This is a genomic window from Trabulsiella odontotermitis (genome assembly GCF_001297775.1).
Taxonomy (GTDB): domain Bacteria; phylum Pseudomonadota; class Gammaproteobacteria; order Enterobacterales; family Enterobacteriaceae; genus Trabulsiella; species Trabulsiella odontotermitis.
Genome location: NZ_LIFX01000013.1, coordinates 49,560 through 71,389, shown reverse-complemented (window position 1 = coordinate 71,389; position 21,830 = coordinate 49,560). Strand labels below are relative to the sequence as shown.

At 53.7% G+C, this 21,830-nt stretch carries 20 protein-coding genes; 6 read left to right on the top strand and 14 right to left on the bottom strand.

Annotation, left to right across the window (positions count from 1 at the left end; all coding sequences use genetic code 11):
• Positions 1-22: 22 nt before the first annotated feature.
• The 7 genes from tar to flhD all read right to left on the bottom strand — a co-directional run bounded on the left by tar (position 23) and on the right by flhD (position 7,280).
• Positions 23-1,681, bottom strand: a complete 1,659-nt coding sequence (tar, locus tag AOY23_RS17795; RefSeq protein ID WP_054180679.1) for a methyl-accepting chemotaxis protein II — start codon at positions 1,679-1,681, stop codon at positions 23-25.
• Positions 1,682-1,843: 162 nt separating this feature from the next.
• Positions 1,844-2,347, bottom strand: a complete 504-nt coding sequence (gene cheW / locus AOY23_RS17790) for a chemotaxis protein CheW (RefSeq protein WP_054180680.1) — start codon at positions 2,345-2,347, stop codon at positions 1,844-1,846.
• Between the two features lie 20 nt (positions 2,348-2,367).
• Complete coding sequence (cheA, locus tag AOY23_RS17785; protein WP_054180681.1) at positions 2,368-4,398, bottom strand: chemotaxis protein CheA; 2,031 nt, start codon at positions 4,396-4,398, stop codon at positions 2,368-2,370.
• A gap of 4 nt (positions 4,399-4,402) precedes the next feature.
• Positions 4,403-5,329 (bottom strand): flagellar motor protein MotB, encoded by a 927-nt coding sequence (gene motB / locus AOY23_RS17780; RefSeq protein WP_054180682.1) that lies wholly within the window; start codon positions 5,327-5,329, stop codon positions 4,403-4,405.
• Positions 5,326-6,222 (bottom strand): flagellar motor stator protein MotA, encoded by an 897-nt coding sequence (motA, locus tag AOY23_RS17775; RefSeq protein ID WP_054180683.1) that lies wholly within the window; start codon positions 6,220-6,222, stop codon positions 5,326-5,328. Before motA ends, motB begins: the two co-directional genes overlap by 4 nt.
• A 126-nt stretch (positions 6,223-6,348) precedes the next feature.
• A complete protein-coding gene (gene flhC / locus AOY23_RS17770; RefSeq protein ID WP_192901444.1) occupies positions 6,349-6,933 on the bottom strand; it encodes a flagellar transcriptional regulator FlhC in 585 nt (194 codons plus the stop codon).
• Positions 6,930-7,280 (bottom strand): flagellar transcriptional regulator FlhD, encoded by a 351-nt coding sequence (gene flhD, locus AOY23_RS17765; protein ID WP_038153372.1) that lies wholly within the window; start codon positions 7,278-7,280, stop codon positions 6,930-6,932. The genes flhC and flhD overlap by 4 nt, the downstream gene beginning before the upstream one ends.
• Before the next feature lie 792 nt (positions 7,281-8,072).
• On the opposite strand from flhD, the gene uspC reads away from it, so the two are divergent.
• Complete coding sequence (uspC, locus tag AOY23_RS17760) at positions 8,073-8,501, top strand: universal stress protein UspC (RefSeq protein WP_054180684.1); 429 nt, start codon at positions 8,073-8,075, stop codon at positions 8,499-8,501.
• A gap of 44 nt (positions 8,502-8,545) precedes the next feature.
• Here uspC and otsA read toward each other — a convergent pair whose 3' ends face one another.
• The 5 genes from otsA to AOY23_RS17735 all read right to left on the bottom strand — a co-directional run bounded on the left by otsA (position 8,546) and on the right by AOY23_RS17735 (position 14,463).
• Complete coding sequence (otsA, locus tag AOY23_RS17755; protein ID WP_054180685.1) at positions 8,546-9,970, bottom strand: alpha,alpha-trehalose-phosphate synthase; 1,425 nt, start codon at positions 9,968-9,970, stop codon at positions 8,546-8,548.
• Positions 9,945-10,742, bottom strand: coding sequence for a trehalose-phosphatase (gene otsB, locus AOY23_RS17750; RefSeq protein WP_054180686.1), 798 nt, complete (start codon positions 10,740-10,742; stop codon positions 9,945-9,947). Before otsB ends, otsA begins: the two co-directional genes overlap by 26 nt.
• Positions 10,743-10,904: 162 nt before the next feature.
• Positions 10,905-11,885, bottom strand: coding sequence for an arabinose ABC transporter permease AraH (araH, locus tag AOY23_RS17745; protein ID WP_054180687.1), 981 nt, complete (start codon positions 11,883-11,885; stop codon positions 10,905-10,907).
• 12 nt (positions 11,886-11,897) lie between these two features.
• On the bottom strand, positions 11,898-13,412 hold the full coding sequence (gene araG, locus AOY23_RS17740; protein ID WP_054180688.1) for an L-arabinose ABC transporter ATP-binding protein AraG: 1,515 nt from the start codon (positions 13,410-13,412) through the stop codon (positions 11,898-11,900).
• Positions 13,413-13,482: 70 nt separating this feature from the next.
• Positions 13,483-14,463 (bottom strand): arabinose ABC transporter substrate-binding protein, encoded by a 981-nt coding sequence (locus AOY23_RS17735; RefSeq protein WP_054180689.1) that lies wholly within the window; start codon positions 14,461-14,463, stop codon positions 13,483-13,485.
• A 745-nt stretch (positions 14,464-15,208) separates the two neighbouring features.
• Here AOY23_RS17735 and AOY23_RS17730 point away from each other — a divergent pair.
• Complete coding sequence (locus AOY23_RS17730; RefSeq protein ID WP_054180690.1) at positions 15,209-15,712, top strand: non-heme ferritin-like protein; 504 nt, start codon at positions 15,209-15,211, stop codon at positions 15,710-15,712.
• 67 nt (positions 15,713-15,779) lie between these two features.
• Here AOY23_RS17730 and AOY23_RS17725 read toward each other — a convergent pair whose 3' ends face one another.
• Complete coding sequence (locus AOY23_RS17725; RefSeq protein WP_054180691.1) at positions 15,780-16,031, bottom strand: DUF2766 family protein; 252 nt, start codon at positions 16,029-16,031, stop codon at positions 15,780-15,782.
• A gap of 156 nt (positions 16,032-16,187) precedes the next feature.
• On the opposite strand from AOY23_RS17725, the gene AOY23_RS17720 reads away from it, so the two are divergent.
• Positions 16,188-17,573 (top strand): MFS transporter, encoded by a 1,386-nt coding sequence (locus tag AOY23_RS17720; protein WP_268807247.1) that lies wholly within the window; start codon positions 16,188-16,190, stop codon positions 17,571-17,573.
• Positions 17,574-17,617: 44 nt separating this feature from the next.
• On the opposite strand, the gene AOY23_RS17715 is transcribed toward AOY23_RS17720, so the two are convergent.
• Positions 17,618-18,256 carry an RpiB/LacA/LacB family sugar-phosphate isomerase gene (locus tag AOY23_RS17715; RefSeq protein WP_054180693.1) on the bottom strand — a complete coding sequence of 213 codons (639 nt, stop codon included), beginning with the start codon at positions 18,254-18,256 and terminating at the stop codon, positions 17,618-17,620.
• A gap of 210 nt (positions 18,257-18,466) precedes the next feature.
• Here AOY23_RS17715 and AOY23_RS17710 point away from each other — a divergent pair, with 210 nt between their 5' ends.
• From AOY23_RS17710 to ftnA, 3 genes are all read left to right on the top strand, one after another.
• Positions 18,467-20,632 (top strand): HD domain-containing phosphohydrolase, encoded by a 2,166-nt coding sequence (locus AOY23_RS17710; protein WP_235501615.1) that lies wholly within the window; start codon positions 18,467-18,469, stop codon positions 20,630-20,632.
• 105 nt (positions 20,633-20,737) lie between these two features.
• Positions 20,738-21,076, top strand: coding sequence for a YecR family lipoprotein (gene yecR / locus AOY23_RS17705; RefSeq protein WP_054180695.1), 339 nt, complete (start codon positions 20,738-20,740; stop codon positions 21,074-21,076).
• A 207-nt stretch (positions 21,077-21,283) separates the two neighbouring features.
• Positions 21,284-21,781 (top strand): non-heme ferritin, encoded by a 498-nt coding sequence (gene ftnA, locus AOY23_RS17700; RefSeq protein ID WP_054180696.1) that lies wholly within the window; start codon positions 21,284-21,286, stop codon positions 21,779-21,781.
• The last annotated feature ends 49 nt before the right edge of the window (positions 21,782-21,830 follow it).

Genomic DNA, 21,830 nt, shown 5'->3' with positions numbered 1-21,830 from the left:
ACGGCAATGTGCCGCGAAGAAATTAAAAGGTTTCCCAGTTTTCGTCGCCGCCCGCCGAAGCGGTACGTTGACGCAAAATTACCGGTGCTGCATCCGGCTGCACCGTTCTGCCGACGGTTTTCTGACTTTTTTCATTGATACGGAAAGCAGAGACAGCCTGCGTTAAGCGGCTGGCCTGATCTTCCAGTGCCGCTGCGGCAGCAGCGGATTCCTGCACCAGCGAGGCGTTCTGCTGAGTGACTCTGTCCATTTCTGATACCGCCAGCGCCACCTGATCGATGCCACGGCTCTGCTCATCGGATGCCGAGGAGATTTCGCCCATGATGTCAGTGACGCGGGTGACGGCGTTGACGACTTCGCGCATGGTTTCGCCCGCGCTTTCCACCAGCACGGAGCCGGTATCGACGCGCGACACAGAGTCGTCGATCAACGTTTTAATTTCTTTTGCCGCCTGCGCGCTGCGGCTGGCGAGGTTACGTACTTCACCCGCCACCACGGCAAAGCCGCGCCCCTGCTCGCCCGCACGGGCGGCTTCAACGGCGGCGTTCAGCGCGAGGATGTTCGTCTGGAAGGCAATGCCATCAATAACGCTGGTAATGTCGGAGATTTTCTGCGAACTGGCGGCAATGTCATGCATCGTGGAGACCACGCCGTCCACCACTTTGCCGCCGCGCTCCGCGGTATCCGACGCGCTTTTCGCCAGATGCGAAGCCTGACGAGCGTTATCGGCGTTCTGTTTCACCGTGGCCGTCAATTGTTCCATGCTGGCGGCCGTCTCTTCCAGCGCAGACGCCTGCTGCTCGGTACGGGACGAAAGATCACTGTTGCCCATCGCGATTTCGCTGGTGCCGGTGTAGATGGCATCGGTCCCTTCGCGTACGCGAGTGACGGTATCAATCAACGAATGCTGCATATGGTTGACGGTGCCTGCCAGTTCGGCAATTTCATTGCGCCCGGCAATGGCCAGCGACGAGGTCAGATTACCCTCGGCTATCTGACGCAGGTGATTCATGACTTTCGCCAGTGGTAACAGCAGGATGTGACGGATCCCAATCCAGACCGCGATCAGCACCACCACCATCGCCACGGCGATGATCGCCAGCTGCCACTGCGCAAAGCGGTAATCTCTTCCGCTGGTGGTAAACGCCTGCTGGTAGAGCGCTTCACTCTGCGCTGCGTACTGGCTCATGGCGTCGCCCAGCGCGTTCTGCATGCCCTGGGTCGGCTGCGCGAAATAGGCGTCCATCTTGCCGTTGTCGAGGAAGCTGATCAGCTCCGTCAGACCGGCGAAATATTTCTGATAGCTGTCGTCGACGCGCTGGGTGACGTCAGTCATTGCCGCTTCCGGCGCCGCCTGTTTAAAGACCTCGTAATGCTTCGCCGCGTCTGCCAGCGTCAGTTTGGCGTTTTTCAGCAGATCGGTTTTGGCGCTGCTCTGCTGATTTGCGGCGTCCATCATCATACGGGCTGATGAACGGCTCAGGTTGATACGGGTTTGCAGCATCAGCTCCCAGGTTTTGCTGAGCTCAGTTTGCTGGGTACGCAGTTCGTTAGACAGCACGAAACTCTGCTGATTTTGCTGTAGGGAAGAAAATAAAAAACCACCAGAAAGCAACTGAAGAAGTGCGAAGACAACCAGCACCAACATCAGCAACGTGACAACGCGGATACGGTTCAACATACAACACCTTCTTAATTATTCATTTACAGGGTTATCGGCATTTGCAGGGAGAACTTTAAAGGGGAGAGGCAGGAAAATTGCGCTTTGGTCGTGTTCCTGTTGATGGACGTGTATAACGCAAAACGCCTCCGTTACCGGAGGCGTTACAGAAGCGAGGGCGTATCAGGCAACGTGCGCTGCCGCGTTATCCAGCAATGACATCTCTTCGCTGTTCAGCAGTTTTTCGATGTTAACCAGAATCAACATCCGATCGCCGAGCGCGCCGAGGCCAGTGAGGTACTCGGTGGAGAGTGTGACGGCGAATTCCGGTGCCGGGCGGATCTGATCCGAGGTCAACGACAATACGTCGGAGACACCATCCACCACGATACCGACCACACGCTGGCTGAGGTTGAGAACGATCACCACCGTGTTTTCGTCATACTCCACTTCCTGCTGGCTGAACTTCACGCGCAGATCGACGATAGGCACGATCACGCCGCGCAGGTTGGTTACGCCTTTGATAAAGGTCGGCGTGTTCGCGATACGCGTGACCTGATCGTAACCACGGATCTCCTGCACTTTCAGGATATCAATGCCGTACTCTTCATCACCCAGTGTGAAGACCAGAAATTCCTGGCCCGTTGGCTCACCCGCCAGTTTTGCTACAGTGCTCATACCGGTCATGTTATTACCTTTTATCTCAATCAGGCGGCAGTGTTCGCCACGCGTTGTTCACGATTTATTCCTTGCAGCGCAGAGACATCAACAATCAGCGCTACGCTGCCATCGCCGAGAATAGTGGCCGCAGAAATGCCCGGCACTTTGCGATAGTTGCTTTCGAGGTTTTTCACCACCACCTGGTGCTGGCCAATCAACTGATCCACCAGCAGCGCATAACGACGACCGGCGCTTTGCAGGATCACCACAATCCCCTGCGTCGGTTCGGTGTTGGCACCATCGACATCAAAGATTTTCCACAATTCGACCAGCGGCAGATACTCGCCACGCACTTCGAGTACGCGTTCGCCGCCCGCCAGCGGGTGCAGATCTTCTTCACGCGGCTGCAGGGACTCCATTACCGCATTCAGCGGCAGAATAAAGACTTCTCCGCTGACTTTGACCGACATCCCGTCGAGGATGGCGAGCGTCAACGGCAGTAAAATACGGATGGTGGTACCGGAACCCTGTTTGGACTGAATCTCGACGTGGCCGCCCATCTCCTGGATGTTACGTTTCACCACGTCCATTCCCACGCCACGGCCCGACACGTCGGTCACCTGTTCGGCGGTTGAGAAGCCCGGCGCAAAAATGAGCATCCCGACTTCTTCATCGGTCATGTTGTCATGCACCGCCATGCCCTGAGAAATCGCTTTCGCCAGAATACGTTCGCGGTTCAACCCGGCACCGTCGTCGGTGACTTCGATACAGATATTGCCGCCCTGATGTTCCGCGGAGAGGATCAGATTGCCGACCGCTGATTTCCCGGCAGCGACACGCGCTTCCGGCAGTTCGATACCGTGGTCAAGGCTGTTACGCACCAGGTGCGTTAACGGGTCGATGATGCGTTCGATCAGGCTCTTGTCGAGTTCAGTCGAGCTACCCAGTTGGGTCAGTTCCACCTGCTTGCCGAGTTTGCCCGCCAGGTCACGCACCAGACGCGGGAAGCGGCTGAAAACGTATTCCATCGGCATCATACGAATCGACATTACCGATTCCTGCAGATCGCGGGCGTTGCGCTGTAATTGCCCCATGCTGGTGATCAGATCACCATGCTGCACCGGGTCAAGTTCGTTGGAGCGCTGCGCCAGCATCGACTGGGTGATCACCAGTTCGCCGACCAGGTTTATCAGCTGATCCACCTTTTCAACCGCCACGCGGATACTGGTGGATTCACTGGCGCGGGCGGCCGGTTTGTCACGACCGGCAGGCGCTGGCGTGGTCTCTTTGGCAACCGGTTTCAACGCCGGTACGGCGGGCGCGACCGGTTCGACAGCGGCAACCGCCGTAGCGGCGCTTTCCTCAGCCGCGACGACCGCCACTTCCGTGGTGACCGTCTCAAAAGCGATTTGATCCGCTTCGATGACGAAGCACAGCACGGCCACGACATCGTCCTGATCGACGCTGCCGTCAAGCGTTGCCGAGAGCGAATCGTCGGTTTTTTCCACCTGGCTGAGCTGCGCCAGGTTGCTCAGTTCTTCCTGCAGCATGTCTGGCTCGCCGGGCTTCAGCCGCGACAGCACGATACGTGTTTTGCCTGCCGGACCGCCTGCCATGGGCGCAACTTCTTCGGTTTCCACGACGGACAGTTTTGCCCCGTTTGCCGCGACGGGGGCACTTTCACCTTTTGCCTCCAGCGCCAGCTGACGTAACGCAGTACAAATGTATTCGAAGCTGGCAGCATCAGGTTCTGATGAGCTTTTATAGGCGTCGAGTTGTTCCTGCATAATATCTTTGGTTTCCAAAAACAGGTTGATAATGTCGGTGTTGAGCTGCATCTCACCACGCCGCGCGTCATCAAGCAGGTTTTCCATCAGGTGCGTGGTCTCCTGCAGAATAGTGAACCCGAAAGTACCTGCGCCCCCCTTGATGGAGTGGGCGGCACGGAAAATGGCGTTCATCTGCTCGGCATCAGGTGCTTCAGGAACTAAATCCAGCAGGTGCTGCTCCATGTCAGCCAACAATTCGTCGGCTTCATCAAAAAACGTCTGATAAAAATCGCTGATATCCATACTCACGGTATCACCTCTGATCGGGTTGTGGCGATGTGGGACTGGCCGCCGACGGCACTGCCGCTGGCTGCTGTAAAACACTTAATGGTTCATTCTGGCTTTCCGCATTTTCATGCAGGATCGCCTCTTCGGCCTGATGGTTCAGCACCAGCAGACTGATACGACGGTTAATGGCGTCATCGCCGCCTCGATCGTTAAGGCGCATGGTGTTAGCCATTCCCACCACGCGTAACACTTTGCCATCGTCCAGACCGCCCGCGACCAGTTCGCGACGCGAGGCGTTCGCGCGGTCGGCGGAGAGTTCCCAGTTGCTGTAGCCGCGTTCGCCAGTGGCATACTGGTAGTCATCGGTATGGCCAGACAGACTGATTTTGTTAGGGATTTCGTTCAGCACCGGCGCGATTTTCCGCAGAATGTCGCGCATGTACGGCTCCACTTCCGCCCGTCCGGTTTCAAACATCGGCCGGTTCTGGCTGTCGATAATCTGGATCCGCAACCCTTCCTGCACCAGGTCGATTTTCAGGTGCGGACGCAGTGCCTTGAGTTTCGGGTCGGACTCAATCAGTTGATCGAGCTCGCCACGAATTTTCTGCAACCGGCTCTGCTCCATGCGCTTTTTCAGATCATCAATGTTCGGCTGTTTGGTCACTTCGCCTTTCTGCTGGGTAAAGTCATCGCCGCCGCCCGGGATCGGGCTTTCACTGTTTGAAATCCGCTGCCCGCCGGTGATCGCGGTCGCCAGCGGCGTGCGGAAATATTCAGCAATCTGGATCAACTCTTTCGGATTCGAGATGGAGATCAGCCACATCACGAGGAAGAACGCCATCATTGCCGTCATAAAATCGGCATAAGCAATCTTCCATGAACCATGAACATGGTGGTGTCCTTTGTGCCTGCGCCGCCTGACAACGACGATGGGGTGCGTCTGATTTTTCATGCGTTCTCGGTCGTGTTCTGCGTTTGAGCGGCGTTAGGATTGCGCACGGCGCGTACATGTTCTTCCAGTTCGATAAACGACGGACGCTCGCTGGAATAAAGCGTTTTACGACCAAACTCAACAGCGATCGGCGGCGCATAACCATTCAGGTTCGACAGCAGCGTGATTTTGACGCACTGCATCATTTTGGTGGTCTCGGCGCTTTTCTGGCGCAGCACACTGGCGAGCGGCGAGATAAACCCATAGGACAGCAGAATACCGAGGAACGTCCCGACCATCGCGTGAGCAATCAGTGAGCCCAGTTCCGCCGCCGGACGGTCAGCGGAGGCCAGCGCGTGAACCACCCCCATGACAGCGGCGACGATACCAAACGCGGGTAACGAGTCACCGACCAGCGCCAGGCTGTTGGCGGGTACTTCCGCTTCGCTTTCGTGGGTCTCGATCTCTTCATCCATCAGCGCTTCGATTTCAAACGTGTTCATGTTGCCGCTGATGATGAGGCGCAGATAGTCAACGATAAAATCGAGCATGATGTTGTCGGCGAGAATGCGTGGGTAACTGGTGAAAATCTCGCTCTCACGCGGATTTTCGATATCACGCTCCAGCGAGAACATCCCCTGCTGGCGCGATTTGGCCATCAGGCGATACAGCAGCGCCAGCAGATCCATGTACATGCTTTTGGTGTACTTTGAACGGCGGAACAGTAACGGCAGTGCCTTCATCGTGCCCCTGATCGCTTTGCCGTTGTTGCCGACGATAAACGCACCAATACCCGCGCCAGCGATAATAACCAGCTCAGCAGGTTGATAGAGTGCCCCAAGGTGTCCGCCGGTCATGACAAAACCGCCGAAAACTGTACCGATAACCACCAGGTATCCTAATAAGATAAGCACGACATCATCCTTCCACTGTTGACTAAGGCGAGGAGGAACAGATAAGCGTTGTCCGTTTTCGTTAGGGCAAAAAAAAGCAGCGGTAATCACTTACCGCTGCTGGAGTGTTTGTCCACACCGATTCGGTTAAACAGCCTGACCTATCTGTTCATCCAGCAGTTGTGAGGTAATATCGGCAGCATCGCTGGAAAGTTTACGTCTTTTTACGGCGCGCGACGGGGGCTGGCACAGACTGCACACGAAGCTCCCCACCGGTTGATGCGCGTGAGTAATAAAATTTCCACCGCAGCAATTGCAATGTGACAATTCGAGCATCCCGCTCTCCACGAAACGCACCAGCGTCCAGGCACGGGTTAACGCCAGTAACGGCCCCGTTTCCTGTTGTGGACATTGTTCCAGATAGAGACGATAGGCTTTGATGACAGCATCCACACCGCTGCACAGACCTGTTTTCAGTAAATACTGCCAGGCATTACAAAACATGGAAGAGTGAATGTTTTGTTCCCAGGTCATAAACCAGTCAGTGGAAAATGGAAGCATGCCTTTCGGAGGAGGACTACCGCGCAATTCTTTGTACAGTTTGATGAGACGACCACGGCTCAGCTGTGTCTCACTTTCCAGCATCTGCAAGCGAGCACCCAACGTAATCAGTTCCATTGCTAACTGAATATCGCGGGCTTCCTGAACAATGCTTTTTTCGCTCATCATCAGGCCCTTTTTTTCTTAGCAGAATCTTCAGCCTGACCGGTTTCTTTCAGTAAGCGGGTAGAGAGGAGGATTCCGGTATGGATCTGTTGAAGGTCGTCAACACGAGATTCTTGTGTCAGCCGCGTGATGGTCTGGTGACTATCGAAGCGGAACTGGCACACCAGTTGGTTTGTTTCCGCCAGTTTGACCATTTGCGGAAGGGTGAGCTCCCCGAGCGTTGTTGCCATCTCTTCGTTAATGCCGAGACGGAACATCGCGGAGGCTTTATCCTGACTAATTAAACGCTGTGCAAGTAGCAAATATGACAAGTTGATGTCATAAACATGTTTTAGCAACTCGGATGTATGCATTTTTCCCATCCCGAATAACCAACCATTATTTTATGCGGTGTGACCGCACCCCGTGATGTCGCCGGTAAAAACCCGGTAAAAAAATAGAAACGGCCAAAATGCATAGTTGTCTTAGGCGATGGTCTGCCTGACTGTTCTGTTTCTTTCTGCAAGGAAAGATAACGCGTCAATTTTAAACATTTCTTACAAATAACTAAGATTTTTCCTAATTCGACGCAACTGTACTCGTCAGTTCTTACACATACAATGTGGCCTTGCTGAAAATTTGAAATTTTTGTGATCAAGATCACATAATCAGGCTCAATATTAGCAGCAAATCCATCAGAATGCGTTGTGAATTGTTGAATATTTAGGCATCCCTTACACTTTTTTATTACTAAACTATGAATAAGCATTTTCTGACACATACTTAAGCGATAATTTGGTTTGAAAATCTGCCGCGCCGGGACATGACGGCCATCTTGTCATATCGATAGCCAATAAATGCATAATAATCATCATAAAAACATAATGTTATACTTTTAGAATTATAAAATTATTTCGATAAGTAATTATTTTAATTTTGTTAGTTAACCCTGGTCATACGTTAAAAATGGATTATTAAAGCTGCTAGTTTTTGTTAAGTTGATCCTTTTCTTTAACATGCTGAACATTCATCTTATTCCTGACATAAGAATAATTAATGAATATTCAGAAGACGCTCACACTTCTGTATTAGCCAGCCCTTGCACGGACTGACGAAACAGAGTAAAGAGGGAAAAGGGGTAGTTTTGCGTATCACAAGGAGGCCAGATGCCGTACTCGCACCTTTTAGTCGCCGTCGCCCCGACGCCCGAAAGCCGTATTCTTGTCGACAAGGCGGTGTCCATCGCCCGTCCTGTGCAGGCAAAAATCAGCCTGATCACCTTTGCCGCTGACCCGGAAATGTACAATCAGCTCGCCGCGCCGATGATGGAAAATCTGCGTGAGTTGATGCAGGAGGAGACAAAGGAATTTCTGGCTGAACTGATTCAGCACATGGATTATCCTGTCGAAGAAGCGGTTATCGCTTCCGGGGAATTAGGCGAACACGTCCGGCATTTTTGCCAGAAGAAAAAGGTCGACCTGGTCCTTTGCGGTAATCACAACAAGAGCTTTTTCTCCCGCGCGACCTGCTCGGCCAAAACGGTGGTTGGCAGCAGCGGCGTTGATGTGCTGCTAATCTCGCTGGAAAAAGAGTAAGCGAAATGATGCGCGCCACAAGGGCGCGCAGGGTGTGATTGCGGTCAGGCCAGTTTCGGGAAGGTCGCCACTTTGTCGCGCAGGCGGCTCTCTTCACTGCGCGGCGTTATCTGCTTTAGGTCGCTGATAAAGCGTTCCTGCCAGTGGTTAATGTCATTTTCTCTGATCACCGCTTCCATCTCAGCATGACGGGCGATACGCTCAGCCAGCGGCATGGATAACGCCCTGTCGAGCGCCGCCGCGACATCATCGCGATCATACGGATTGACGATCAGCGCCGACGTCAGTTCATTCGCTGCGCCAGCAAACTGCGACAGCACCAGCACGCCAGGATTGGCCGGATCCTGCGCCGCGACAAACTCTTTCGCCACCAGGTTCATGCCATCACGCAGCGGCGTCACCAGACCAACGTCGGAGTAGCGGAAGACCTTCATTAACAGCTTGCGGTCAAAATGCTGATTCAGGTAATACAGCGGCGTCCAGCCCAACTGACCATACTGACCGTTGATCCGTCCTGCCGCGGTTTCCAGTTGATGACGAATATCCTGATAGGCCTGCACGTCGCCACGCGAGGTAGGCGCAATCTGCGTATAGCGAATCTTCCCGTGATGCTGCGGATACTTCTCCAGCAGCGTCTCGTAAGCCTGAAAACGCTCAGGCAGCCCTTTTGAGTAATCGAGACGTTCAACCGAGAAGATGTTCTTCAGCCCTTTCAGTTCCGTCTTCAGTTGCGCCAGTTTCGGCGGCAACGGGCCGCTCGCCTGGCGGGCAATCTCCTTCGGCTCAATGCCAATCGGATAGACCTCAGTGCTGAACACTTTCCCCCATGCCCGGTGCGAGTGGCTGTCATGCGTCGTCAGACGGGTCTGCACTTTTATACACTCAAGGAATGCCTGGCGGTCGTTTTCCGTCTGAAAACCGAGCAGGTCGTAATCACAAAGCTGCTCCAGCAGTTCGGCATGTGGCGGCAGCGCGTTAAAGATTTCTGGTGTCGGGAACGGGATATGCAAAAAGAAACCGATACGGTTATTCACGCCACGCTTTCGTAGTTCACTGGCGAAGGGCAGCAGATGGTAATCGTGGATCCACAGAATGTCGTCCGGCTCAATCAGCGGCAACAGCTTGTCCGCTATCAGCGAATTGACCCGCTGATACCCTTCCCAGGCGTCGCGCTGAAAATCGACCAGGTCCAGACGGTAGTGGAACGCAGGCCACAGCACGGCGTTGGAGAACTGGTTGTAATACAGATCGTGGCTCTCCTCACTAAGGTTGAATGACACCCAGGTAATGTTCCCACGCGTGGTTTTTTTTAGTGGCGCGTCTTCATCGCCCGTTTCACCACTCCAGCCAAACCATAATCCCCCGGTAGATTTCAGGGCACCAAGCACGCCGACCGCAAGGCCACCGGCGCTGCCTTTTTTATCGTCCGGCGACGCGACACGATTAGATACTACGACTAAGCGACTCATAGCCATCCCTCCTGTCAGTTAGCGTATGTTGCTGGGTATCCACCACGGTTTTCAGCCATTGATGCACGTGCGGGACGCCCGCCAGGCGACATTTCGCCAGCGTCTCCCCCTCGCCCACTTTCACTGAAACACCCCCCAGTTTATTCACCACCTCGAAACCGCTCTCATCGGTCAGATCATCGCCGACAAACACCGGCTGACGACCGATAAAGGGCGCTTCCTGTAAAAAGGCCGCAATGGCCGCGCCTTTATTAACGCCTTTAGGTTTAATCTCCACCACGCATTTTCCCGGCTGTAACGCCAGTTGCGGGTAACGCGCCACAATGTCCCGCGCGAGGTCGATAATCGCCGCCTCGTGCTGTGGGGCGCGTCGGTAGTGCAGTGCGAATGCCATCCCCTTGCTTTCCAGTTCGCTGCCCTGTAACGACGCCAGCGCCTGCCTGAGGGTCTCCTCAAGCGTACTGACCAGTGAGTCAGGAAGGGTCAGAATATGCCGCTGATCATTGATATCACGACGTTCCGCCCCGTGAACCCCGGCGAGTGGGAAACGGTAAGGTTTGACGAGCGCGTCCAGCTCGTCCATCGAGCGCCCTGAAATCAATGCCACGGCACCATTTTGCTGTTCAGCAAGCTGATGCAGCGAAAGGCGAACGTCGGTGGGAATAGCGACCTGGTCAGGATGGGGTTTAATCTCTGCAAGCGTTCCATCAAGATCAAAGAAAAATGCCAGATTTCCAGTCAGATCAGGCGGTACTGTGAGCAGTTTATCCACCCTTTGTCCTCCTTTTTTTACAGCCAACGGCTTCTTGTTAATAAAAAGTTAGCAGTATAAGTATAGACAGTGTGACCGCTCTCGCCATTTTCAAATGAAAACGCCAGTGGAATTACCCACTGGCGAGACGGAAGAAGTACACTTAAAGGTTGGGGGCAAAAATTACGCCGTACGCTTCGCTTTTTGTTTGTAGCGGTCGAAAATCACCGCGGCCAGCAGTATCAGACCGCGCACCACATACTGCGAGAACGGCGAGATATTCAGCAGGTTCATCGCATTCTCGACGGTCCCCAGAATCAGAATCCCGGCGACGACATACGAGATTTTCCCAATCCCGCCTTTCAGAGAAACGCCACCCAGCACACAGGCCGAAATGACGATCAGCTCATAGCCGATGGACGTCATTGGCTGGCCGCTGGTCATACGCGAGGCGAGGATGATCCCCGCCGCTGCCGACACCAGACCGGAGAGCACAAAGATGATGATCTTGGTGCGCACCACCGGCACCCCGGCGAGCCGCGCCGCTTCTTCATTACCGCCAATCGCCAGCGTATTGCGACCAAAGGTGGTTTTGTTGAGCAGCAACCCGAAGATCACCAGGCACACAACCGTTAACCAGATAGGCGCCGGTAACCCGAACCAGTTGGCATAACCGAGGGTAAAGAAACGCTCGTCTTCGATCCCCACCGCTTTCCCGTCGGAAATAATATAGGCCAGACCACGGACAATTTGCATGGTGGCAAGCGTGGTGATCAGGGCGTTGATTTTCAGTCGGGCGATGACAAAGCCGTTGACCAGGCCGCTCAGCACACCGAGCAACAGCCCGGCAAGAACGCCGATCCACAGGCTCTCGGTGATATTAATCACCACCGCCGTGGTGACCCCGGCGCAGGCAATCACCGAAGCGACAGACAGGTCAAAATCACCGGAAGCGAGGCAAAACAGCATGCCGCACGCCACCATGCCGGACATAGAAATCGCCAGCCCCAACCCTTTCATATTGATGAACGTGGCGAAGTTAGGCACAAAAATCGCGCAGGCGATAAACAGAACGGCGAACACCACCAGCATGCCGTACTGATCCCAGATGCGGCCAAAGCTGAACGATTTCTGGGTTGCGCCGGATGTAGTAACAGATGACATCATAGACTCCTCTCAGGCGACCGCCTGGCTGACTTTAGGCATCGCAAGGCTTAACGCCTGCTGTTCATTGGCGTTTTCATGCAGCAACTCACCGGCGATTTCCCCTTCGCGCATCACCACGATACGGTCGGCGACGCCAATCACTTCCGGCAGATCGCTTGAGGCAAAGAGCACCGCCACGCCGGACGCCGCCAGCGCATAGATAACGTTATAGATTTCGTGTTTGGCCCCGACGTCGATGCCGCGGGTCGGTTCATCGAGCAAAATGACTTTCATCTCTTCAGAGAGCCAGCGGCCCAGGATCGCTTTCTGCTGGTTCCCGCCGGAGAGATTCATGATCAGCTGTTCCGCGCCAGGGGTTTTGATATTCAGCGACTGAATATGGTGATCGGCGTTCTGCTCTTCCCAGCGGTTATTGATCACGCAGCCGCCAAGGATATGTTTGCGTCTGGCGCTGATATTAATGTTGTCGCGCACAGAGTGAACCGGGATGATCCCTTCCGCTTTGCGATCTTCCGGGCAGAGCATCATGCCCGCGCTGATCGCCTGCGCCGGTTTGGTGATGTTGACGGGTTCACCGTCAATCCACACCTGACCGCCGGTGATGCGCGTGCCACCGAACAGCCCTTTCATCAGTTCGCTGCGCCCTGCGCCGACCAGACCAAACAACCCGACGATTTCGCCGCTGCGCACAGAGAGCGAGATCGGCGTACGTACGCCCGGTGCCTGTACCTGCTCCAGCCGCAGTCGTTCCGCGCCATATTCGCGCGGTTGCCAGCCATAAATATCACCGATGTCGCGCCCGACCATCGCCTGCACCAGCACCTCATGGTTGACCTGCTGCATGTCGGTAAACGTGCGCACAAAACGGCCATCTTTGAAGACAGTCACCGCGTCGCTGAGGGCAAAGATCTCTTCCATTCGGTGGGAGACATAAAGGATAACGCGCCCTTCGTTACGCAGTTCGCGGATGACGCGGAACAGATTGTCGATTTCGCGCGCCGATAACGAGCTGGTCGGTTCGTCAAAGGCGATAATTTTAGCGTTGCGCGCCAGCGCCTTCGCGATTTCCACCATCTGCCACTGGCCGATGGAGAGATATTTCAGTGGCGTTTCCGGGTCGATATCGAGCCCAAGATGCTCCAGTTGCAGACGCGATTCGTAATTCAGCAAAGAGCGATTCACAATCCCGCCTTTATGCGGCAACTGTCCGAGATAGATGTTTTCCGCTACGGTCATTTCAGGCACCAGATGCAGTTCCTGATAAATGATCGCCACCCCGGCATTCAGCGCGGCGGTCGTATCAGCAAACGCCATCTCCTGTCCGCGGATCCGCAGAGTACCGGCCGTCGGCGAATAGTTGCCGCTGAGGATTTTAAGCAGTGTGGATTTTCCGGCGCCATTCTCCCCCATCAGCGCGTGAACCTGTCCGGAATAGCAGTCGAAACTGATATCCGACAGTGCCTTCACACCAGGGAATGTTTTGGTGATGCCGTGAAATGAGAGATACGGTGTTGACTGTTGCATAACGACTCCGCCAGTAAGTTCAGCACGCGTCCGGCTGCCCGCGCGTATGCAGGGGCAGCCGGTGTGCGTTTTACAGCCCTTTCTTCGCCAGCTCTTCTTTGAAATTGTCACGCGTGATCAGTACAACGTCGGTCACAGCGGTGAATTTCGGCGGTTCTGCACCTTTGGTCACCCAGTTGTAAAGCAACTGGCTGGTTTTATAGCCATGCACGTCCGGGCTTGGCAGCAACGAGCCGTAGAAACCGGTGGCCTGCGCTTTTGACAGTTCGTTCACCGCATCCACACCGTTAATACCAATACCGATGACGTCGTTGGCTTTAAAGCCCTGCCCTTCGGTGGCGCGAACGCCGCCCAGCACGGTATTGTCATTCATGCCGACCACCAGCCAGTGTTTGACTTGAGGATGCTGAACCAGCAGGGAGTTACCGGCATCGAATGCACCGGGGATATCGTTAGATTTGGTAGGCACTTTGTAGATTTGCGCTGCCGGGAAACCTGCCGCTTTCAGCGCGTCCATGGAGCCGGTGGTGCGGCGACGCGCGGTATCCAGCTCATCGGCAGTAATCGCCATGACGCCGGTTTGTTTGACATCCCAGCCGCGTTTTTGCATCTCTTTATACAGTTCTTGTCCCTGGCGGGCGCCGATTTCACTGGCAGCCATCATCACCAGCGGGACATTTTCCATCGGTTTACCTTTCGCGTTAACGAACTGGTCATCGACGGTAATCACTTTCATATCATAGCTGCGTGCCTTCGCCACGATGGCTGGCCCCAGTTTCGGGTCAGGCGTACAGATAACAAACCCTTTCGCACCGCTGGCGGCAAGGCTGTCGATGGCGTTCAGCGTTTTCTCACCGTCAGGCACGGCGATTTTAATCACATCAAACCCTAAATCTTTACCGGCTTTATCGGCAAAACGCCATTCGGTCTGGAACCAGGGTTCTTCTGGCTGTTTAACTAAAAAACCCAGTTTCATATTCTCTGCGATAGCCGATTGTGACATAACCGCAGCGAGACCGATCGCCGCCAGTGCTTTAGTAAATTTGTGCATGGTAAACTCCAGCTTTAGTGCTCTTTTATGTAGGGAAAAATCTAATTTCTGAATTTATTCGGACATAAAACAACGCATTAGCATCGATCACAGCAACAATGCCCATGTGAGTTTATTAATAGCGGGAAATTAATTATCCATAAGAGAGCGCCATCACACCGCAGAATTACAGTAATTGAGTGCATAGATTTAGCGAGAAATGACATAATTTTTAACGTATTCATCATACAATAGCACCGGGCTATGGCAGAATTATCCATGCCACCAGCCAACTTATCCTCATCGGCCTGCCAGCACGGCATTGGCGGGCATTTTCGCTGTCGGGCGCCGGGACTTTTTCTGAAAGATTTTTACGCTGTGGCAAAAAGATCGCCAGATCTACAGAGAATTAACGAAATGCCTCATTCAGATTTTCTTTTATTTTACCGGTAACAATCATTTTTTTGTCATATTATCAGGCTCGTATTTTACAGATAATATCTTTGTATTAAATATCAGCCAGATACATTATATATATTTTAGAAAATGTCTTAAAAAGGGTTAATTCCGCACTACTGTAACCAAACGTAAAGAGTAAAATTTAGGTATTTTCTTATTCGATATTTCGCGTTATTATCTTGTCCGCGATATAAATCATATTTGGTATCGTCATCTCTCAACGTTATTACGTTTATTATTTATGGTGCACGCGCGCTGTTTACAGCTGCCGTGCGCGTGATTTCTACATGTAATTTAGGATATTAGTATGACTGTCAACGGAATGGCGCAAAAGCTGAATGCTCAGATGAACCTTGAATTCTATGCCTCTAACCTGTGCCTGCGTTTTAGCGAATGGTGCAGTGAGCGTCGTCTGAACGGCACCGCCACTTTCCTGCGTAATCAGGCACAACTGAACGTGACGAAAATGATGCGCATGTTTGATTTTATGAAAACGTCCGGCGCATGTCCGATGATTAAAGCCGTAGATACTTCCGATGCGACCTGTTCCACACTGGAAGACTTGTTTCTGAAATCGCTCGAAGAACATCAGCAGCGCAGCAATACGCTCTCCGCACTGACGGCAGAAGCAAAGGCCATTCAGGATGGTGCAACCCTGAGCTTCCTTCACCTGCTGGAAGAAGAACAGCAGCAGGATGGCCTGTTATTGCAAACGATTCTGGAAGAAGTTCGCAACGCTAAGCAGGCGGGTCTTTGCCCGGAACAAACCGACGAGCATGTGCTGAACGTCGTTAAATTCCAGAAACATTAATTGCCCCTGCGACAAACCTTCCTTTGAGACCGTTAAGTCTGGTGTCCTGCCGCGGCAGGACACCGGATTAATGGGCTTCGCCCTGCGGGGTAAATTTCAGTTCGATCAGCGCAATCGCTTTCTGAATGGCGCGGCGCGTCACCGGATCCACCCCCGCCTGCTGGCCGGAAAAATCAATCGACTTCAGCTGTGACGCCATCTTGTCGCGCACTTCAACCGGTGCAATCACGTCAATCACATCCAGAATTTGCTTAATCACCAGTTGGCAGGCCACGACGTCTGAGACCAGTTCATCATTAGCGGAAAGTTGTTGTGACATTTTTTACTCCTCCTTAGCGGAGCGCCATAGTACCCTAAAACGCGGTTGACGCGGGGCATAAAACTATCAATAAAAAATGGCAGTGGGACACCAACATTGAGCAGCGAAGGCAAACCAGCAGTACGTAACACACTTTCCACACAGGGATCCCGGGGAATTTCACCCGCCGCACTACTGGTTGCGGGGGCCTTTTTTATGGAGTTTCTCGATGGCACCGTTATCGCCACCGCCCTGCCCGATATGGCGAAAACCTTCGCCGTCCAGGCGGTGGATCTGAATATCGGGATCAGCGCCTATCTGATTACCCTCGCCGTGTTGATTCCGGCGAGCGGCTGGATAGCTGACCGTTTTGGCGCGCGCCACGTTTTCAGCCTCGCGCTGGCGATATTCACCCTCGCTTCGGTCTTTTGCGGGCTAGCCACCAGCGTCGACAGCTTCGTCGCGATGCGCATTTTGCAGGGCGTCGGCGGCGCGCTGATGGTGCCCGTCGGGCGACTCGCGGTGCTGCGCACCACGCCGAAACATCAGTTAATCACCGCCATCGCCACCCTCACCTGGCCCGCGCTGGTGGCGCCCATCATCGGCCCGGCGCTCGGCGGGTTCATCACCAGCTACGCCAGCTGGCGCTGGATCTTCTTTATTAATGTTCCCCTGGGTCTGGTGGCGATTGTGCTGGCGTTGCGCATTATCCCGGATATTCGTGAAACGGAGCGCCGCCCGTTCGATCTGCCCGGTTTTCTGGCGACAGCGCTGGCGATGGTTTGTCTGGTGTATGCCATGGAAATGCTGGGATCGACAACATCACAAACCCTGCAGACAGTGGCGTTGTTGCTGACCGGCGGGCTGGCGTTTGCCTTTGCGTTGCGCCATTTTCGCCGCACGCCCTGGCCGATGATCCGTCTGGATTCGCTGAAAATCGCCACCTTTCGCATCACCATGTACGGGGGTTCGCTGTTTCGTGCGTCGATCAGCGCCGTGCCGTTTCTGCTGCCGCTGCTGTTTCAGGTCGGATTCGGACTGGACCCTTTCCACGCCGGGCTGCTGGTGCTGGCGGTTTTCGTCGGCAATCTGACCATCAAGCCCGCCACCACACCGCTGATCCGCTGGCTCGGGTTTCGTAAATTACTGCTGATCAACGGCTCGCTGAACGTGCTGGCGTTGCTGGCCTGCGCGCTGCTGACACCGCAAACGCCCGTCTGGCTGACGTTGCTTATCCTCTACCTCGGCGGCGTGTTCCGCTCCATCCAGTTTACCGGTATCAGCACGCTGGCATTCGCTGATGTCGCCTCACCGCAGATGAGTTACGCCAATACGCTGTTCAGCACCGCGACACAACTGGCAACCGGGCTAGGGATCACACTGGGGGCGATAGGTATTCGTCTGGGGGAAAAGGCGAGTGTCTGGCTGGATCTGGCGACATTACCCGGCATCAGTTTCCGGCTGGCCTTCGTGTTCATTGCCCTGATTTGTCTGGCAGGCATGGCAGATACGCTACAGCTTACCCGCGATGCCGGTAGCGCTGTGTCGCGAAAAAGCCAGTAAAAACCCGGCGGGATGAGACTCGCCGGGTTGCGGTATTTCGCCGGTTACGCCAGTCTCTCGCGCACAAACGCTTCGATGGCGCTGTCCTGGCAGTTATCAAAGAAACACTGCTGGAAGCGCGGCCCGGAAATGGCGGTTTTCACCAGTTCAGGATCGATAGCGCGTAGCGTATCGAGATAATTCTCTTTCACTACCGCCGCTTTCACTTGATTCAGGATCCCGGCATTGCGCACCTGGGGCTCCTTGCGCTCCGGCGGATAGCCTTCGCCATTGCGCCCGGTGAACGCTTTCTCAAAGATAAAGCGCACGTTCAGTTCCGCGCCCCAGCCAAAGCCTTTGGCGAATGGCAGCGACAGCGCATTACCGTTGTTGATCTGGGCGAACAGGAAAGCATCCGCCGGATCGATGCAATAACCGCACACCACGCCCGGGTGGATGTTCAGCGACATCAGCGCCCCCTGCCCGGTACCGCAGCCGGTCACCACGAAATCCACCGCTTTTGAATTCAGCAAGATACTGGCCATAATGCCGAGGTGAATGTAGGTCAGATGATGATCCTGCTCATCGCTCATGCCGACGTTATACACCGGAAACCCTTTTTCACCGGCCACGGTATTCAGTTCTTTCAGGATGATGGCGTTCTTGCTCGCCTGGCTGTTTTCCATCATCAGTGCAATCTTCATGTCTTCACTCCTGATTACGGCGGGGAAACCCGCGATGAATAAGCACACTGGTTCACACCTTACTATCCAGTGAACTCACTTTCAAATTTAATGAAAAATAGTTTTATAAATCAGGAAAAATAAAGGCGAAAAGTTAATAAAAAGATCTACCCGCGTTGTGAACGGTTCGTTAAACTGATGAATACTGCCCGCTTTATTAGGATTGCTTCTGTGAATCGTCGATGGCGCCAGTTGCTAAAAAGGTCACGTTACGCAGTACAGGTTATTCTCTTCCTGTTCTGCGCAGCACCGCTGTTTGCCGCACAAAAACCAGTGCCGGTCTGGCTGTATGACGATGAAAATTTCGAATTCTGGCGTGATGCCAGTGGACATTATCAGGGTTATTACCAGGATCTCTTTCGCGCCATTAACGAGAAGTATGGGTATAACTTCCAGCTTCATCCGGTCGGTGGCGAAGAGATCAACCGCCTCTTTAATGACAACCACTATGGCCTGTATGCCGGTGTATTACGCACCGAAGAACGCGCGACCAGCAAAATCCTCTCCATGCGGTTATTTGATAATGAAGTGGTGGCCGCCAGCCTGATCCGCAATGTCAGTACGTCGGATGACCTGGACCACGCGCGGGTGGCTTTTCGTCGCAATGACGCCACCTTCGACCAGGTCAGAAAACGCTACCCCGAACTGAAATTTCGCAACGTGTTGCTGGTCGATGACAGCCAGTTGGGTTTTGACCTGCTGCGTGACGGTAAGGCCGATTACTATATTAACGATGACTCGGAAATGGATGACACACAGCACTATTACACCATTTCGCGTCCGTTCCCGGATCTCCGCATTCCGGTGACGATCGGCTTCAGCCCCGAATTAAAGAACGTCCGCAGCAATATCAATCAGTTAATCAGCGAATGGCAGCAAAACGGTAAACTGCGGCAACTGGAAGAAAATAGCCGACGCAATTATCTGGTGAGCCGCATTCAGTTGACGCCGCAGGAAAGCGCGTGGATCAAACAGAACACGCTGGATATCTGGCTGCCGAAAAGCGAGAACTTCTCGCCGCTGATCTGGCAGGACCGCAACGGCTATCACGGCACAGCAATCGATATGATCAAGGATATGCGGGACCTGCTGCATATCAACGTGAACGTGCATTACGTGGATAACTACGTCGCGCGCATGCGCGAGGAGAACTGGCCGGTGCGGCTGGTCGATATCCTGAACGACGAGAATCCGCTGCATACCCGCGGGATTATCGGACCATTGCAGTCCTGGCATAACGCCTGGTATACCCGCATCGATGAGCCTTTTATTCGCGACGAAGAACAGATCCGTTTTCAGCGTGTCGGGGTGCTGCGCAACTCCTATGCCAGCCTTTACCTGCGGCAGCGCTTCGGCAACGACATCACGCTGGTACCGGTCGATTCTGTTGATCAGCTGTTCGATGCCATCGATAACCATCGCGTCGACTACATTCTTGGCGATCTCAGCTCGCTGGAGCTGGCACTGCGCGGCAATGAGCTGTTTCGCGGTGTGCTGAAAGTGGCCGGGCTGACGCACTCTGATGACCAAATCGGTGCCTGGGTCGCGCCGGGGCATCCGCTGCATTCACTGTTAACCGAAGTTCATCGCATCTCCAGCCTGCGCGCCCAGTTAGAACGGCATCACGAGCCGCCAGCGACGCTGGACATCAGCAAAAACACGCTCAAAGTGATCAGCGTTATCCTGCTGATTACCGCCCTGTTCAGCCTGTTCCTGGTGCTGCTGTTGCGTCGGCAAATCAGAAAAAATCAGCTGGTAAACCGCAGCATCGTGGAAGCGATGGAAAAAGTGAACCGCGCGCATGACGATGAAACCGGCAGCCATATTCAGCGCGTATCGGCCTATTGCGGGTTGCTGGCGCGGGAACTGAAACTGCCGCATCGCACAGCGAGAGATATTGAGCGCTTTGCCTCGTTGCATGACGTCGGCAAAATCGCCGTACCGGAACGCATTCTGCGTAAAGAAGGGCCGCTGACGGAAGAAGAGTTCAGCGAGATGAAACTTCATACGCTGAAAGGCTGGCGAATTATTCGGGGGCTTGGCCTCGGCGCCATTGCCGAAAACATCATTCACTATCACCATGAAAAATGGGACGGTAGTGGCTACCCGGAAGGCCTGAAAGGCACTGAAATTCCCATCGAAGCACGCATTCTGGCGCTGGCGGATGTCTATGATGCGCTGCGGCAAAAACGCGTTTATAAACCGGGTTTCAGCCACGAGCAGGCCTGCGAGTTGATTTTCCCCGGCGCCGGTAAGCATTTTGACCCGCAGCTGATCGCGCTGTTTCGCCAGCTGCACCCCAAATTCCGCGAGATTTTCGACGCACGCGCCGATTAGCGCCGCCGTTGCGATAACTAAGCACCGATTCATCGGTTATTCTGCGGATTGCCGCCGCATCAGGCGGTTACGATAGGAAGATTTCAGTGCTTCCAGAGCGATACCATGAATAAATTTCTCCTTGCCGCTGCTGTTATTTCGTTGTCTGCCTGTACCATCACACGCCAGGCGGAGGTCAGTAACGTGGATGCGAACAGTGGCGTCGTGCGTCTCTCCTACGGGCAGGCCATATTGCAGTCCGCGCGGACCGATGATTATCTGGCGAACGGAACGGCGACGAAGCAATGTCAGCAGCTCGGTTACGCCACCGCCGTCAGCTACGGCCAGCCGATCGTCACCTGCACCACCACCAGCGGTTCGCTGTGCCTTAACAACAGCGTGACGATTCAGTATCAGTGCCGCGGTATCGCGATCACCCAACCCAAATATAACGGTTACTGGTAATAAAAATGGCCGACAACAGACTGTCGGCTTTTTATTTTAAAGCAGAATCATTCTTATTCTCTTTTTATTATTTACCGGTAATGCGTGTTATTCCCATTCGCATTTTTAATAATTACTTTTCTTATTTTACCTTTTGCAAATAATTAGATAACAATTTATAGTGAGCCGCACAATAATCTGAACAGTTTGTTTTTGCGGAGAAATACGATGCTGAAATCTGAAATGATTGAACAACTCAATGAGCAGATGAACCTTGAGCTCTATTCTTCCCTGCTTTACCAGCAGATGAGCGCCTGGTGCAGCTACCACAGCTTCGAAGGGGCCGCCGCGTTCCTGCGCCGTCACGCGCAGGAAGAGATGACGCACATGCAGCGCCTGTTTGATTACCTGACAGACACCGGCAGTCTGCCGCGTATTTCTGCCATCCAGAGCCCGTTTGAAGAATATTCCTCACTGGCTGAACTGTTCCGTAAAACGTATGAGCACGAGCAGCTCATCACGCAGAAAATTAACGAACTGGCACACGCTGCCATGACCTGTCAGGATTACCCGACCTTTAATTTCCTGCAGTGGTATGTCGCGGAACAGCACGAAGAAGAGAAACTGTTTAAATCGGTTATCGACAAACTGTCGCTGGTCGGTCAAAGCGGCGAAGGTCTTTATTTCATCGACAAAGAACTGTCGACCCTCGATACGCAAAACTAAGTGTGATGGCGGCAGTTTTTACTGCCGCTTTTTTTTGCCCTCCTCTGCA